Below are 14,413 nucleotides of genomic sequence, written 5' to 3'. Positions count from 1 at the left end.
AGACTAAAAATGAAGAAAATGATTTCTGTCGCTGCATTGCTGGCTGTTTCGCTGACTTCGTTCTCCGCATCGGCGGCCGATAAAATGATAAAGTTCCCGATCGCCGGCGCCATGGCCGCCAACGATGCGCAGGCGCGCCTGGGCGATTCCGTCAGCTTCTATTTCGCCGACCAGCCTACGCCTAAAGTGCTGAGCAAGATCACCAGCGACAAGACCAGCCAGCGCACCAACGGCTTCGGCAAATCGGCAGAGAAGGCATGCAACTACGTGTTCCTGTCCGCCATGCTGGCGCTGCAAAAGCGCGCGACCGATGTCGGCGCCAACGCGGTGATCAACATCGTCAGCAATTTCAAGGACATCGAGATGGCGAGCCAGACCGAGTTCGAATGTGCGGACGGCGCCATCATGGCCGGCGTCGCGCTCAAAGGCGACTTCGTCAAGATCGCCAAGTGATATGAGCGCCGCCGCTTCGCTGTGGATGGTGGACGCGGATGCCGTGACAGACGCGGATCTGGTGCGCTATCGCGGCTGGTTGTCTGCGGGCGAGACGGCGCGCTACCAGCGCTTTGTGCGGGCGCAGCGCCAGCGCCAGTTCGTGGTCGGTCGCGTGCTGCTGCGCATGGCGCTGGGCCGCTTGCTGAACGTGGCGCCGCAGGATGTGCGCCTGGAAGAGCAGGTCGGCAAGGCCCCACGCCTTCTGGCACCGGTGCTGAAAGGCTCCACGCCCGGCTTCAGCATCGCGCACAGCGGGCGCTGGGTGGCCTGCGCCACCAGTGCGCAGACCGCGCTGGGACTGGATATCGAGATGCGCGACCCGGGCCGCGACCTGGCGGCGTTGGCGGCGCAAGCCTTCGATGTCGACGAGATGGCGCAATGGGCGCGCATCCAGAAGCTGCCCGACGACGAGCGCGTCGACGGCTTCTATCGCTTGTGGAGCGAGAAGGAGGCGCGTTTCAAACTGAGCGAGACGGCCAGCGGCCATTGCATCGCCTTGCCGCACCCGGAGTTGTCGGTGGTGGTGTGCAGCGAGCTGCCGCTGGTGCGGGCGCCGCAGATCGAGATCGTGACGCTGCCGTGATTACTGCCACAGCCAGTTCCACAGGCCGGGCAGTTGCGGCTTGGCGTCCGGGCTGCTGACGGTGCTGGCCAGCGCGGCGCGCTCCAGCTCATCGCGGTCGTCGTAGAAAGGCTTGGCGGCGAGCGGCACGTTCAGTTCGCGCGCGACGTCGAGCAGGATGCCCATGTATTCCTCGATGTGGCGCGAGGTGTAGGTGTTCACGTCGTGAAAGGTGACGACGATCGGCGTGCTGCCGTCGACCACCGGCATGCTGCCGGCGGCCCAGCGCTTGCGCGTCTCGGCCAGGTGGGTCAGCATGTTGGAGCGCTTGTGCCAGCTGAAGTTGATGCCGTAGATTTTGCCGTCGTTGGCATTCAGGTCGGTCAGCAGCATCTGCATGCCGTGCTGGTGATACGACGCCAGCGTGTCGGCGTCGTAGGCCCAGAAGGGCGGCCGCACCAGTTTGGGCGCGACGCCGGTTTCGGCGATCAGGTCGTCGACGCCGCGCTGCATGGTTTCATCCAGCTTCGCGCGGCTCATGAAGCGGTGGTTGGAGTGGAACCAGGTGGCCGAGTGCAGCGCGACCACGTGGCCCTCCGCATGCTCGCGCCGGATCAGCGCGCGGCCGGTGTCGGTGCCGCCGCCGTGCCAGGCGCGGGTCTGGGTGAAGAAGACGGCCTTGATGTTGTCCTGATACGGATTATGGGCCAGCGTCTCGAGTATGTGCACGGTCGGGTTGTTGCTGTCGGCGGTGGCCGGGCCGTCGTCGAAGGTCAGCAGGAAGCGCACCGGCGCCGGCGTTGGCGCGGACTCGGTCTGGCCTGCGGCGCTCGCGCTCAACAGCAGTGACAAGGTGACAAGTAGCAGGCGGGAACGTAGGACTGACACGGGCTGAAACGGGTAGGGAAGGTCCGATATTGTACGTGATTTGGCCGAATCGCCGCGCGCCAGTCATATTTATTCAACTTGAACAGACGAAGGGCTTATGAGCGCCAATTTAGATTTAATGCAGCCTTCCACCGATCCCCATGTGCCGGAGACGGCGTTCGGAAAATGGTTTTTGCGGACCGAGACCTGGACCGTGCATGTGCTGGAACGCGCGCTGGCCGATTTGCAGCGCCTGATGCCGGCCGGCCAGCCGCAGAGTTTCGGCGTGGTGGCGGACGTGGGCTGCGGCTTTGGCCGTTCGCTGGGCAAGCTGCACCAGCGCTTCGCACCGCAGCGCTTGATCGGCATGGACATCGATCCGGAGATGCTGCAGGAATCGGCGAAAGAGGTCGCGGCGCTGAACATCAAGGCGGAATTCATCTGCTGCTCCAGTTCCAACATCAAGCTGGAGGATAACTCGGTGGACCTGCTGTTCTGCCACCAGACCTTCCACCACCTGATCGACCAGGAGCGCGCGATCGCGGAGTTCTACCGCGTGCTGAAGCCGGGCGGCGTGCTGCTGTTCGCCGAATCGACCAAGCGCTACATCCACTCTTGGATCATCCGCCTGCTGTTCCGCCATCCGATGGATGTGCAGAAGACCGCGCCGGAATACCTGGCCATGGTGCGCGACGCCGGCTTCTCGGTGCCGGACAGCGCGGTCTCCTATCCCTTCCTGTGGTGGAGCCGCGAGGACCTGGGCCTGATGGAAACCGCGCTGCGCATCAAGCCGCGCGCCGTGCGCGAAGAGACGCTGATCAACCTGGTCGCCGTCAAGCCAGTGCCGCGCTAGTCGTCCAGGCTCCATACATACTGCATCTTGGTCCAGGACTGGTAGGGCGCGCCGTCCAGCGTGCCCGGCCTGAATTTGCATAAGCCCAGTCCGACCTGCGCGGCGCGATCCAACTCGCGAAATCCGCTCGACTTCTCTACCTTCGAATCGGCCACCCGGCCATCGGTCCCGATCAGCAGGGCCAGTGTCACCACGCCTGTATCACCGTTGCGCAGGGCTGTCTTCGGATATTCCGGCTTGACGCAGGCCTTGGCATCCACCACCGCCGCGACATGCACCGGCGCCGCCTTTACCTGGGTTTTCGCGCCATTGTCTACTGTGCCATCCGCGCCCGTGCCTGTCCTGGCCGTCGGCGTTTCGTCCGTCACCGTGTGCCCGGTCGGCTTGGGATCGTCGTTCGCAGCGATGGGGATGGGGGGCATAGGCACCTCTATGACTGGGTCTTTCGGCACCGGCGCCGGCGGCTCAGGCTCGCGGGTCTTGGGTTTGGGCGGTTCTACATAGGGTATCAGGTCGACTTCCGTTTCCGTCTTTTTGAACACCGTCAGTTTTGAACCGTTCAGGAAGGCGGCCAGCAACGCCACGTGCAGTACCGCGACTACGGTAACGCCGGTGAGATTCTTGTTTTTACCTTGTTGGAAGTTCATGAGTTCCCCTTGGTGGTGGTGAGTGTTGCTACTAACTGGAATTATATTATTCCATTTGATGGCAAAATAAAAGGAGATCGGTGGAATATTTTTCCATTCAATGGTGTGATATGCTTCCAGCATCTGGTAGTTAATATTCTTAGAGGTGGTAAATGAAAATTCGCGTCATGCTGGCTGACGACCATCCGATCGTCATGACCGGGTTTGCTATGTCGCTGCAAGGGCAGGGGCTGGACGTGGTGGCGCAGGCGCGCACGCCTGAGGAGGCGTTGGCGGAGTTCTTGCGGCTGCAGCCGGACGTGATCGTGCTCGATATCCGCTTTGGCGACCAGCTGACCGGCCTTGATGTGGCCAAGCAGATCCTGGCGCAGACGCCGTCGGCCGCCATCGTCTTCCTTAGCCAGTTCGACCAGGATAGCCTGATCAAGGAAACTTACCGGCTGGGCGGCCGCGCCTTCATGACCAAGGATTGCGACCCTGCCGACCTGGCGGCGGCAGTGCGGCGCGCACACGAAGGGGAACTGTACTTCCTGCCGCATATCGCCGAGCGCCTGGCCAACCTGTCGGTGCGCGGCGACGCCTCACCGCAGTCGCAGCTGGATGAACGCGCGCTGGAGATCTTCACGCTGATGGCCGAAGGGCTGACCAACGCGGAGATCGCGGAGAAGCTGGACGTCTCGACCAAGACCATCAGCAATATCAGCCAGGCCGTGAAGGAAAAACTCGGCGTGCACAGGCCGGCCTACATCACGCGCCTAGCCGTCAAGCATGGCCTGATAGAACCCTGATGCAGCTCGATTTTTGGCGGCAGTGGAGTGTGCGTTCGCGCCTGATGGCGATGACGGCCATCCCGCTCGCCTATATGTTCTGCACTTTCGTCTGGTACGCCTATCAATCGCGCCTGTCCGAAGTGCGCGAGGAGATGGCCGAGCGCGGCCCGCTGGTGGCCAAGGTGCTGGCCGACAGCAGTGAATTCAGCCTGTTGTCGCATCGTTATGACGACTTGAAGTTGACCATCAATGGCATGTTGCGGTCCGATGCCAGCATCTACCGCATCGAAGTGCTGGATGCGCATCGGCGTGAGCTGGTGCACGCGGCCGCGCGCACCTCGGGCGAGCCGGAGCCGCGCTCCTACGAAGCGCCCATCCTCAAGCGCCTGATGTGGGTGACCATGCTGGGCGCCGACGGCAGGCCATATGTGAAAGACCGGCCGGTCGGCGCCAGCAGCGGCGTCACGGTGGAGACCATGGGCTATGTGCGGGTGACGATGTCGCCGTCGGCCATGCTGCTCAAGCAGACCAGGCGTTTTTACGTGGAGTTGATGGTCGGCAGTATCGGTTTGCTGGCCTGCGCGCTACTGGCGTGGCAGCTGGCCAAGGGCCTGAATGCCTCGCTGCAGTCGTCGATGCGGGCGCTGCGCGAGGCAGATGCGGAAAAGCGCCGCCTGATCCGCAAGGTCAACTCCGTGGTGGAGGATGAGCGCAAGAGCATCGCACTGGAGATCCATGATGAGCTGAACGCGACGCTGATCGCCGCGCGGCTGGAGGCGCAACGCATCACCGAGTTGGCCGGCGAGGGTGAGATCCGCGACAAGGCGCAAGCCATCATCAAGCTCACGCTGGGCTTGTACAACAGCGGCCGCGCGCTGGTGCGGCGCCTGCGTCCGGAGGTGCTGGACATGCTGGGACTAGACGGCGCGGTGGAGGAGATCGTGCGCCACTACGACAGCGCGCGCTCCGGCTGCCGCTTCACGCTGCAGGCCAGCGGCGACTTCTCGCGGCTGGAAAGCGCCGTCGGCATCTCCGCCTACCGCATCGTGCAGGAGGCTCTATCCAACATCGTCAAGCACGCGCGCGCCACGCACGCCTCAGTGAGCCTGACGCTGGACGAAGCGGGGCTGCACATGCATATCGCCGACAACGGCAGCGGCTTCGATCCGGCGCTGGCGTCGTCCGGCATCGGCATCGTTGGCATGCGCGAGCGTGTGTACGCCTTCAACGGCGACATCGAGATCGATACCGGCATCGCCGCCGGCACCCGCATCGCCATCTTGATGCCTCCTGCTGACGAAAAAAAAGCCGGCGCGTAGCCGGCTTTTCCATTCTCGCGACAGCGAAGAAGCTTAGAACTTGTAGCGCACGCCGACGGACAGCAGGTCCGCCTTGACGTTGGCGTCGCCGTCTTTGGCGATCTTGCCGAAGTATTCGTATTCAGCGACGAAGGCGATGTTCTTGTTCAGCGCGAACGATGCGCCCACGCCGACGAACGGCGAGGTCTGGTTGTCCGACGCGTTGGCGTAGTAGCCAGGCGCCGATGCGGTGAACTTGACGTGGGTGGCGGCGATGCCGGCCTTGCCGAACAGCGCGAACTGCTCGTTCAGCGGCAGGGTGCCGGTGGCGGCGAAGTAGGTCGACACAGGCTTGGAGGCGATGCGCGCGCGGTTTTCGCTGACTTCCGCTAGGGGCGGGGGAGCAGACCGCGTAAACCGGTGTATAGTAAAACCACCACGTCATCGGAGAACTTCTCCATGGAAACCGCTGTCACAACAACGCGAGATCTGGACCAGTTGCTGGCCGCTTATTCAGAAGGAAGGACGAGCCGCCGCGAACCGGAGCAAGCCACCGGATTGTGGTTTGGCGAGATACTGTCCGAGCTGGCCCGCTGTGCGCTTTGAAGTGACGCGGCGTGCGGACAAGCCCGGCGCCCGGGAGTTTATTGCCTGGCTGGATTGATCTGCGCCAGGCTTGCTGCTTTTCTGCATGTCATTGCATGCGGTTATAATCCGCTCAATCTTTCCGGAAATTCCACATGCAAGGGATCCGCACGACATGAGCAAGCCCAATCAGTTTTCCCTGTTGACGCAGCGCCGCTTCGCGCCTTTCTTCTGGACCCAGTTTCTCGGCGCCTTCAACGACAACCTGTTCAAGACCGCGCTGATCGTCATCCTGACCTTCGATGCGCTCAGCTGGACCACGCTGTCGCCGTCGCTGGTCACCAACCTGATCCCCGGCCTGTTCATCCTGCCTTACGTGGTGTTCTCCGCCACCGCCGGCCAGCTGGCCGACAAGTTCGAGAAGGCCGGCCTGACGCGCTTCATCAAGTGGCTGGAAGTGGCCATCATGCTGGTGGCCGGCCTCGGCTGGATGACGCACACCTTGTGGCTGCTGGTGCTGGGCGTGGTCGGCATGGGCGTGCACTCGACGCTGTTCGGCCCCGTCAAATACGCCTACCTGCCGCAGCAGCTCAAGCCGGAGGAACTCATCGGCGGCAACGGCGTGACCGAGATGGGCACTTTTGTCGGCATCCTGCTGGGCGAGATCCTCGGCGCCATCCTGGTGGTGCAGCGTCCCAACGGCATCATGCTGGAAGCGGCGGCCACCATCTTCGTGGCGGTGCTGGGGCTGCTCGCGGCCTACCGCATTCCGCATTCGCCGGCGCCGGCGCCGGACCTGAAGATCAGCTGGAACTTCGTCGGCGAATCGATCCGCAATATCAGCTACTCGGCCAAGAACCGCACCGTGTTCCTGTCGATGCTGGGCAACTCGTGGTTCTGGTTCTACGGCGCGCTGGTGCTGTCGCAATTCCCGGTCTACGCCAAGGATTACCTGCACGGTGACCACAGCGCCTTCGTGCTGCTGCTGACCGTGTTCTCGCTGGGCGTGGGCAGCGGCTCGCTGCTGTGCGAGCGCCTGTCCGGGCGCAAGGTGGAAATCGGCCTGGTGCCGTTCGGCTCGATCGGCCTGACCGTCTTCGGCATTGATTTGTATTTCGCCAGCCTCGGCTACGGCCACGGCGTGGCGGCGCTGACCGCCGGCCCGCACCTGGACGCGCTGGCGCTGCTGGCGCAGCACGGCATGTGGCGCATCCTGTTCGACGTGCTGATGATCGGCATGTTCGGCGGCTTCTTCATCGTGCCGTTGTTCGCGCTGATCCAGATCCGCTGCGACCCGGCGCACATCTCGCGCACCATCGCCGGCATGAACATCCTCAACGCGCTGTTCATGGTGGCGGCGGCCGGCCTGGCCATCGTGCTGCTGGGGCAGGGCTTCACCATCCCGCAGCTGTTCCTGGTGACGGCGCTGCTGAACGCGGTGGTGGCGATCTACATCTTCTCGCTGGTGCCGGAGTTCCTGATGCGCTTCCTGGCGTGGCTGCTGATCCACACCGTGCACCGGGTGCATACGGTCGACGCCGAACGCATTCCGGACGAGGGCCCGGCGGTGCTGGTATGTAACCACGTCAGCTATGTCGACGCCATCGTCATCGGCGCGGCCAGCCCGCGGCCGATCCGCTTCGTGATGGACCACCGCATCTTCAAGCTGCCGCTGCTGGGCTGGATCTTCCGCACCGCGCGCGCGATTCCGATCGCGCCGGCCAAGGAAGACCCGTGGCTGATGGAGAAGGCCTACGTCGATATCGCGCAGGCGCTGCACGAGGGCGACCTGGTGTGCATCTTCCCCGAAGGGCGATTGACCAGCACCGGCGAGATCAACGAATTCAAGGGCGGCATCGCCAAGATCATCGCCCGCAGCCAGGTGCCGGTGATCCCGATGGCGCTGCGCGGCCTGTGGGGGCATCTGCTGAGCCGCAGCGGCGACAACCTGTTCGAGCGCGCCTTCCGCACCGGCCTGCGTTCGCGGCTGGCGCTGGCGGTCGGCGTGCCGGTGGCGCCGCAGGACGTGACGCCGGAGGCCTTGCAGCAGCAGGTGGCGGCGCTGCGCGGGGATTGGAAGTAGGGCGGGAAACAGTGCCGCTTTTACCAGAAGTCGAGCCACCGAAAAGTTATAAATTGTAACTTACAAGTGGTTGCAAATTACTTATTCTTCTTTACAAGTTTTCTTTAGACTGCACTGCGGCGCTCCACAAGGGCGCCGCAACCACAACTAGGGAAAACAAATGCAAAAACACACACTCATTTTTTCCGCGCTCGCCCTGGCGGGCCTGCTGGCCGCCTGCGGCGGTTCCGACAGCCCGGCCGCGCAGACGCCGCCGCCGGCAAGCGCGCCGGTAGCGCCGCCGGTGCCGGTCGCATCCACCATCACGGTTGACTTCACCAAGGGCGTCGAAGGCTGGACCGCCGGCGTCGCCGATTACCACGACGGTTCGGAGCCGAGCGAGGCGGCGTCGGGCTGGTCCAAGCTGCCGCCGCCGGTCAGCGGCATGGGTTATTACATCGTCTCGCATAACAACAGCGACGACGTGTTCACCTTCACCAAGCGCCAGTTCGGCGGCTTCGTGGCGGGCGCGAAATACAAGCTGACCTTCGAGATGAGCTACGCCACCAGCGCGGCGACCGGCTGCTTCGGCGTCGGCGGCGCGCGCGGCGACAGCATCTATATGGTCGGCGCGGCCAACACCGATGAACCGAAGGTGGTCAAGCAGAGCGACGGCCGTTACCGCCTGAACTTCGATCACGGCGACCAGGCCAATTCGGGCGCGCAGGGCAAGGTGCTGGGCACGCTGGGCATCGAAGGCCTGAGCTGCGACGGCAACGATTTCGCCCAGGCCTCGCGCAAGTCGGACGAGGCGGTGACCGTGCAGGCGGACAAGGACGGCAAGTTCTGGATCGTGCTGGGCACCGATTCGGCGTTTGAGGGCACCAACGCGCTGTACCTGCTGGGCGCCAAGGTCGACGTCAAGCCGCTGTAATTCAGCGCGCCGCCTGGACCTGTTCGCGGTTATGCCGCGCGCCGGCCAGGCGGATGATCTGCTCCAGCTCCACCGGCTTGACCAGGTGATGGTCGAAGCCCGCTTCCAGCGTGCGCCGGCGCGCGTCGCTCTGGCCCCAGCCGGTCAGGGCCAGCATCAGGATGCGCTCGGCGCCGGGGCGCTGGCGGATCGCGCGCGCGGTCTCGTAGCCGTCCATGCCGGGCATGCCCAGGTCCATCACGATCATGTCCGGCTGCGACTGCGCCACCGCCGCGATGGCCGCCGAGCCGTCGTACACGGCGCGCACGTCGAAGCCGTCGATCTCGAGCAGCGCCGCCAGCGAATCGGCGGCGTCCTGGTTGTCGTCCACCACCAGCACCTTCATCTTGCGGCCGTCGGCGCCGGCCGCCGGCGACAGCGGCACGGCGTTGCGCACGCCGTCGCGGTTGACCACCGGCAGCCGTATCAGGAATTCGCAGCCCAGGCCCGGACCGTCGCTGCGCGCCTCCACCGTGCCGCCGTGCATTTCGGCGAACTGGCGCGACAGGCTCAGGCCGATCCCCAGGCCGCTGGAGAACTGGCCGCTGACGGTCTTGCTTTGCTCGAACATGCGGAAGATGCGCGGGATGGTGTCGGCGTCCAGGCCGATGCCGCTGTCGCGCACGCTCACCAGCAGCGTGCGGGCGTCGTCGTCGACGCCGGCGCGCACCACCACGTTGCCGCCCTGCGGCGTGAACTTGACGGCGTTGGAGAGGATGTTGGCGTAGATCTGCACCGCGCGCGCATAGTCGATGTCGAGCATCAGCTCGCTGGGCGGCAGCTGCCAGGCGATGTGGATGCGCTTGGCGTCGGCGGCGCTCTGGCATAGTTCGCTGACGTGGCTCATCACGGCGGCCAGCGTCACCAGCTGGCGCTGCAGCGTGATCTTGCCGCTGGTGATGCGGGCGACGTCGAGCAGGTCGTCGACCAGCCGCGTCAGCAGCCGCACCTGGCGCTCGACCATGTCGCGGATGCGCGCCACCGGCGCCGCGTCCGGATACAGATGGGTCAGCAGCGACACCGAGGTGCGGATCGGCGCCAGCGGGTTGCGCAGCTCGTGCCCCAGGCTGGCGAGGAATTCATCCTTGCGCCGGGCCGCCTCGCGCACCTGGTATTGCTTGTTGCGGGCCCGCAGCGTCGAATGCAGGGCGGTGATCAAGGTCAGCGTGCGCACCGGCCGCTCGATCAGGCTCAGGTTGCCCAGCCCGGCCACCGCGTGGCGCACCGTCGGCGAATCGGCGCCGTGGTGGGTCAGCAGGATGATGGGCAGGTCCGACCAGTCGGGCTGGCGCGCCACGCAGTCCTGCAGCAGCTGGTAGCCGCCCGGCGCCAGCGCTTCCTCCACCGTCAGCACGGCGCCGGCGCCCAGCTCCAGCTGCCGCGCCAGCTCGGCCAGCGTGGCGCAGACGTGGCTGTCGATCTGCGCCATCGCCAGCACCTTGGCCGCCAGCGGCGCGTCCTGGCCGGTGGGGGCGTAGATCAGGATGCGTGTTTCCATCTGCCTTATAGATCCGCGTTGGTATCGAAGGTCGGCACGCCGGTCAGGATGCCGTGGAAGTCCTTCAGCACCGGGCCGACGCGGATGCCGTCGCTGCTCAGGTAGAAGCGGCGGATGGTGCGTTCGTGCGCGCTGCCGCGCTTCTTGAACACGGAGATCGCCTGCCGCACCTCGCCCAGCGCCTCGAAGTAGCGCAGCATGATGACGTTGTCGGCCAGGTAGCTGGCGTCGACCGCGCTGGTCATCGCGCCCAGCACGCCGGACTGCACGCCGACCAGGATGCTGACCACGCCGCGCTGGCCCAGGTAGGTCAGCAGTTCGTGCAGGTAGATGGTCAGGAAGCGCTCGTCCGGCACCGCGTTCAGGTAGCCGTTCAGGCTGTCGATCACGACCACCCGCACGCCACGGTCGACGGCCTGCATCACTGCGTGCGTGAATTCGCCCGGCGACAGCTCGGCCGGGTCGATCTGCTGTATCGTCAGCAGGCCGCCATCGATGGCGCTGTTCAGGTCCATGCCCAGGCTGGTGCAGCGGTTGAGCAGGTTGTGGCGCGCCTCCTCGAACAGGAACATGGCGCTGGCCTCGCCGCGCTGCGCCGCCGCGTGGATGAACTGCGCCGCCAGCGACGACTTGCCGGTGCCCGACGGCCCGGAGATCAGCGTGCTGCTGCCTTCCTCCAGGCCGCCGCCCATCAGCGAGTCCAGCTCGGCCAGGCCGCTGGAGAGCTGGCGCCGCCGGTTGGCCTGGCGCGAGTCGGCCGCCACCAGGCGCGGATAGACGCGCAAGCCGCCGTTCAGGATCTTGTAGTCGTGGGCGCCGCCGCGGAAGGCGATGCCGCGGTACTTGACCACGCGCAGCCGGCGCCGCTCGGCGCCGTAGGCCTGGTCGGCCAGTTCCAGCGTCAGCACCGCGTGCGCCACGCTGCGCACCTGCAGGTCGGTGCTGAGCGCGGTGCGGTCGTCGAGCAGGATGGTGGTGCAGGAGCGGCTGGTCAGGTACTGTTTCAGCGCCAGCACCTGGCGCCGGTAGCGCAGCGGGCTTTCGGCCAGCAGCTGCAGCTCGGACAGCGAATCGAGCACCACGCGGCGCGGCTTGTGGCGGTCGATCGCCGCCACGATGCGCTGGGTGGTGTTGCCCAGCTCGATCTCCGACGGGTGGAAGATGGTGTACTGCTGGTCCGGATCGAGCGCCGTTTCGTCGGGGACGATTTCCTCGATATGGATGCCCTCCATGCTCCAGCCGTGCGACTGGGCCACGCTGCGCAGCTCGACCGCGCTTTCGGCCAGCGTGATGTACAGCGTGGATTCGCCGCGGCGCCGGCCCTCGGCCAGGAACTGCAGCGCCAGCGTGGTCTTGCCGGTGCCGGGCTCGCCCTCGACCAGGTACAGGCGGTCGCTGGTCAGGCCGCCGTTGAGCACGTCGTCCAGCCCGGGCACGCCGGTGGACAGGAAATCGGTGGTGATGCTGTTCTGGGCTTCCATGGGCAAAGGTCCGAAACGAAGGTTCGAATGATATTACCCGAAACAATAAAAATTGGATTTTCGATATGAATCGTGTCAGCGGCGGGCGCGCTGCTGCATGCCTTGCTGCTTGTTGAGGTACATGGCGCGGTCGGCGCGGCCCAGCAGCATCTCGATGTCCTGCGGGTCGTCCGGGTGGTGGACGGCGATGCCGATGCTGGCGCTGAGCGTCACGGTGGCGGTCTTCAGCACGAAGGGCTGCTGCAGCACCGGATACAGTTTGTCGGCGGTTTCCTGGGCGTCCTCGTCGCTGTGCTGCATCTCCAGGATGACGATGAATTCGTCGCCGGCCAGGCGGCCGACGGTGTCGGTCTTGCGCACCGTCTGCTGCACGCGGGCGGCGAACTGGCGCAGCAGCTCGTCGCCTTCCTCGTGGCCGTAGCGGTCGTTGACCTGCTTGAAGCGGTCGAGGTCGAGGAAGAACACGGCGCAGCTCTGGCGCGTGCGGTTGGCGCGCTGCAGCGCCTCGGCCAGCGTCTGCATCAGCGCGCGGCGGTTGGGCAGGCCGGTCAGGGTGTCGCGCAGCGCCATCGCCTCCATCGAGGCGAACAGCGACCGGCGCTCGCTGATGTCGTGCAGGAAGGCGATGAACAGGTGGCCGCTGCTGCGCGGCACGTAGGCCAGCGAGATTTCCACCGGCAGCTCCTGGCCGTCGCGGTTGTGCAGGGTCAGTTCGATGCGCCGGTTCAGCACGGGGGCGGGACCGGCGCCGGCGCAGCTCTCCGCCAGCTGGCGCATGTCGCGCTCGTAGGCGCGGCGCAGCAGCGGCGGCAGCACCATCGCCCCCAGCGGCTGGCCGATCACTTCGGCGCGCGTCCAGCCCAGCAGTTTTTCAGCCTGCAGGTTCCAGTCCAGCACCACGCCGCCGGGATCGAGCGCGATGAAGGCGTCGTGCGCGTTGTCGAGAATGGCGCGCAGCTCGGCCGCGCGCTCCTGCAGCAGCAGCTGGGTGCTTTGCTCCTGGCCCAGCGCGCGCTCCAGCTGCAGCGCCTTGCGGGCGATCTCGCGGGTGCGCTCGGCCACCGCCGATTCCAGTTTTTCATTCAGGCTGCGCAAGGTGCCCAGGTGGTCCTGTTCATTGCGCACCAGCTCGGCCAGCGCGCGCGACAGCACCTGTACCTCGTGGTAGCTGTCGACCGGCGCGATGCCTTGCAGGGCGGGGGCGCCGGACGGCGCCGCCAGGCGCTGCTCGATGGTCTTGCTGAGCGCATTCAGCGGCCGGGTCAGGCGGCGCGCCGCCACCGCCGCGGCCAGCGCCAGCGCCACGCCCAGCACCGCGCCCAGCAGCAGGATCTGGCGTTCCAGCGCGCGCGCGCCGGCCAGCGCCACGTCTTCCGGCTGGCGCACCAGGATCGACCAGGACAAGGTGGCCGGATCGCCCGGCTGGCCGCTGCGCGAATAGCCGGTCAGGTAGCGGCGGCCGTCGCTCCAGGTTTCCTTGAGCGCGCCGGAGGCGCCCGATTGCGATTGCGCCAGGCTGGCGGTAATGATCTTTTGTTCCTCCGTGCCTTTCGGACCCAGCATCACGGTGCCGTCGCCGCGCACCACGAAGATGTCGGCCGAATACTGGCGGTCGGCCGGCGCCAGGATGGTCTGCGCCAGCCGCCGCGCCCAGCCCCAGCTCATGTGCACGCACAGCACGCCGCGGTAGCTGCCGTCGGCGCGCAGCACCGGGCCGGCGGCGTCGACGAAGCGCCACGGGTCGGCCGAGTAGGGCAGCTTCTTGCCGAGCAGGACGGCGGGATGGAAGTCGCCGGCGTACAGCTTGTCCTGGCCGCCCTTGAACCATTCGCGGGCGCTGACGTCGGCGCCTTCCAGCAAGCCCTGGGTGGCGGCGTAGACGGTGCCGTCCGGATTGGCCATGCCGATCCAGGCGTAGTCGGGGAAGGTGTTTTGCAGGCTTTCCAGCACCTGGCGGACCTCGGCCGGAGAACTGCCGTCGCGGATCTGCGGCAGCGCGGTCAGCAGGGCGACGTCGCCGGTGGCCTTTTGTATCACGCGGTTGAGGGCGTCGCGCATCTGCCAGGACAGCTGCTGCAGGCGCTGCTCGGCCTCGCGCTCGGCATAGTTAATGGCAAAGTGATCGACCAGCACCAGCAGCGACAGCACGGTCAGCAGCACGATGGCGCTGACGCCGGCCGTCATCAGAGTGGCGAGCCGGGGGCGGGCGGTGCGGGCGGCGGTCGGCATGGGCGGGCCAGAATGATGTCAGAAAGAAAGTAATTAATTGTAGCACCGGCCGCACCCCATACTCCGCTGTCATAGACAAAATCGGGGTTGGGC

Annotated in this window: 14 protein-coding genes; 8 read left to right on the top strand and 6 right to left on the bottom strand. The window is 65.7% G+C overall.

Annotated features, from left to right (window positions below):
• Positions 1 to 9: 9 nt before the first annotated feature.
• Both ACEN9F_RS09900 and ACEN9F_RS09895 read left to right on the top strand, forming a co-directional pair.
• On the top strand, positions 10 to 453 hold the full coding sequence (locus tag ACEN9F_RS09900) for an excinuclease ATPase subunit (RefSeq protein WP_413419855.1): 444 nt from the start codon (positions 10 to 12) through the stop codon (positions 451 to 453).
• A gap of 1 nt (position 454) precedes the next feature.
• Positions 455 to 1,078, top strand: coding sequence for a 4'-phosphopantetheinyl transferase family protein (locus ACEN9F_RS09895; RefSeq protein ID WP_413419854.1), 624 nt, complete (start codon positions 455 to 457; stop codon positions 1,076 to 1,078).
• Here the strand turns inward: ACEN9F_RS09895 and ACEN9F_RS09890 are convergent, their stop codons facing one another.
• Positions 1,079 to 1,897 (bottom strand): polysaccharide deacetylase family protein, encoded by an 819-nt coding sequence (locus ACEN9F_RS09890; protein WP_413419853.1) that lies wholly within the window; start codon positions 1,895 to 1,897, stop codon positions 1,079 to 1,081.
• Positions 1,898 to 2,042: 145 nt separating this feature from the next.
• On the opposite strand from ACEN9F_RS09890, the gene ACEN9F_RS09885 reads away from it, so the two are divergent.
• Positions 2,043 to 2,777 (top strand): class I SAM-dependent methyltransferase, encoded by a 735-nt coding sequence (locus tag ACEN9F_RS09885; RefSeq protein WP_413419852.1) that lies wholly within the window; start codon positions 2,043 to 2,045, stop codon positions 2,775 to 2,777.
• Here the strand turns inward: ACEN9F_RS09885 and ACEN9F_RS09880 are convergent.
• Entirely contained in the window at positions 2,774 to 3,424 is a 651-nt protein-coding gene (locus ACEN9F_RS09880) for a TonB family protein (protein ID WP_413419851.1), read from the bottom strand. The genes ACEN9F_RS09885 and ACEN9F_RS09880 overlap by 4 nt on opposite strands.
• A 152-nt stretch (positions 3,425 to 3,576) precedes the next feature.
• Here ACEN9F_RS09880 and ACEN9F_RS09875 point away from each other — a divergent pair, with 152 nt between their 5' ends.
• Together ACEN9F_RS09875 and ACEN9F_RS09870 are read left to right on the top strand one after the other, a co-directional pair.
• On the top strand, positions 3,577 to 4,212 hold the full coding sequence (locus ACEN9F_RS09875) for a response regulator transcription factor (protein WP_413419850.1): 636 nt from the start codon (positions 3,577 to 3,579) through the stop codon (positions 4,210 to 4,212).
• Positions 4,212 to 5,513: an ATP-binding protein gene (locus ACEN9F_RS09870; RefSeq protein ID WP_413419849.1), complete on the top strand. Its 1,302-nt coding sequence runs from the start codon at positions 4,212 to 4,214 to the stop codon at positions 5,511 to 5,513. Before ACEN9F_RS09875 ends, ACEN9F_RS09870 begins: the two co-directional genes overlap by 1 nt.
• Positions 5,514 to 5,546: 33 nt before the next feature.
• On the opposite strand, the gene ACEN9F_RS09865 is transcribed toward ACEN9F_RS09870, so the two are convergent.
• Positions 5,547 to 5,855, bottom strand: coding sequence for an outer membrane protein (locus ACEN9F_RS09865; protein ID WP_413427018.1), 309 nt, complete (start codon positions 5,853 to 5,855; stop codon positions 5,547 to 5,549).
• A gap of 96 nt (positions 5,856 to 5,951) precedes the next feature.
• On the opposite strand from ACEN9F_RS09865, the gene ACEN9F_RS09860 reads away from it, so the two are divergent.
• From ACEN9F_RS09860 to ACEN9F_RS09850, 3 genes are all read left to right on the top strand, one after another.
• Positions 5,952 to 6,098 carry a hypothetical protein gene (locus ACEN9F_RS09860; RefSeq protein ID WP_413419848.1) on the top strand — a complete coding sequence of 49 codons (147 nt, stop codon included), beginning with the start codon at positions 5,952 to 5,954 and terminating at the stop codon, positions 6,096 to 6,098.
• Between the two features lie 154 nt (positions 6,099 to 6,252).
• The gene (locus ACEN9F_RS09855; RefSeq protein ID WP_413419847.1) at positions 6,253 to 8,160 is read left to right on the top strand and encodes an MFS transporter; all 1,908 of its coding nucleotides are present in this window, start codon (positions 6,253 to 6,255) and stop codon (positions 8,158 to 8,160) included.
• Between the two features lie 160 nt (positions 8,161 to 8,320).
• Positions 8,321 to 9,073: a hypothetical protein gene (locus ACEN9F_RS09850; protein WP_413419846.1), complete on the top strand. Its 753-nt coding sequence runs from the start codon at positions 8,321 to 8,323 to the stop codon at positions 9,071 to 9,073.
• 1 nt (position 9,074) lies between these two features.
• On the opposite strand, the gene ACEN9F_RS09845 is transcribed toward ACEN9F_RS09850, so the two are convergent.
• From ACEN9F_RS09845 to ACEN9F_RS09835, 3 genes are all read right to left on the bottom strand, one after another.
• Entirely contained in the window at positions 9,075 to 10,610 is a 1,536-nt protein-coding gene (locus ACEN9F_RS09845) for a response regulator (RefSeq protein WP_413419845.1), read from the bottom strand.
• 5 nt (positions 10,611 to 10,615) lie between these two features.
• Positions 10,616 to 12,091, bottom strand: a complete 1,476-nt coding sequence (locus ACEN9F_RS09840; RefSeq protein WP_413419844.1) for an ATPase domain-containing protein — start codon at positions 12,089 to 12,091, stop codon at positions 10,616 to 10,618.
• 75 nt (positions 12,092 to 12,166) lie between these two features.
• Positions 12,167 to 14,320, bottom strand: a complete 2,154-nt coding sequence (locus ACEN9F_RS09835; RefSeq protein ID WP_413419843.1) for a diguanylate cyclase domain-containing protein — start codon at positions 14,318 to 14,320, stop codon at positions 12,167 to 12,169.
• Positions 14,321 to 14,413: the final 93 nt, after the last annotated feature.

This window comes from Duganella sp. CT11-25, from assembly GCF_047302815.1.
GTDB lineage: Bacteria > Pseudomonadota > Gammaproteobacteria > Burkholderiales > Burkholderiaceae_D > Rugamonas.
Note: the sequence above shows the minus strand (reverse complement) of the source record. Positions and strands in the feature narration are given on the sequence as shown.

Excerpts from the sequence above, each read along its gene's own strand:
- ACEN9F_RS09845 (WP_413419845.1), bottom strand. The coding sequence starts at position 10,610 with ATGGAAACACGCATCCTGATCTACGCCCCCACCGGCCAGGACGCGCCG.
- ACEN9F_RS09860 (WP_413419848.1), top strand. The coding sequence starts at position 5,952 with ATGGAAACCGCTGTCACAACAACGCGAGATCTGGACCAGTTGCTGGCC.
- ACEN9F_RS09885 (WP_413419852.1), top strand. The coding sequence starts at position 2,043 with ATGAGCGCCAATTTAGATTTAATGCAGCCTTCCACCGATCCCCATGTG.
- ACEN9F_RS09840 (WP_413419844.1), bottom strand. The coding sequence starts at position 12,091 with ATGGAAGCCCAGAACAGCATCACCACCGATTTCCTGTCCACCGGCGTG.
- ACEN9F_RS09880 (WP_413419851.1), bottom strand. The coding sequence starts at position 3,424 with ATGAACTTCCAACAAGGTAAAAACAAGAATCTCACCGGCGTTACCGTA.
- ACEN9F_RS09900 (WP_413419855.1), top strand. The coding sequence starts at position 10 with ATGAAGAAAATGATTTCTGTCGCTGCATTGCTGGCTGTTTCGCTGACT.
- ACEN9F_RS09855 (WP_413419847.1), top strand. The coding sequence starts at position 6,253 with ATGAGCAAGCCCAATCAGTTTTCCCTGTTGACGCAGCGCCGCTTCGCG.
- ACEN9F_RS09870 (WP_413419849.1), top strand. The coding sequence starts at position 4,212 with ATGCAGCTCGATTTTTGGCGGCAGTGGAGTGTGCGTTCGCGCCTGATG.
- ACEN9F_RS09850 (WP_413419846.1), top strand. The coding sequence starts at position 8,321 with ATGCAAAAACACACACTCATTTTTTCCGCGCTCGCCCTGGCGGGCCTG.
- ACEN9F_RS09835 (WP_413419843.1), bottom strand. The coding sequence starts at position 14,320 with ATGCCGACCGCCGCCCGCACCGCCCGCCCCCGGCTCGCCACTCTGATG.
- ACEN9F_RS09895 (WP_413419854.1), top strand. The coding sequence starts at position 455 with ATGAGCGCCGCCGCTTCGCTGTGGATGGTGGACGCGGATGCCGTGACA.
- ACEN9F_RS09875 (WP_413419850.1), top strand. The coding sequence starts at position 3,577 with ATGAAAATTCGCGTCATGCTGGCTGACGACCATCCGATCGTCATGACC.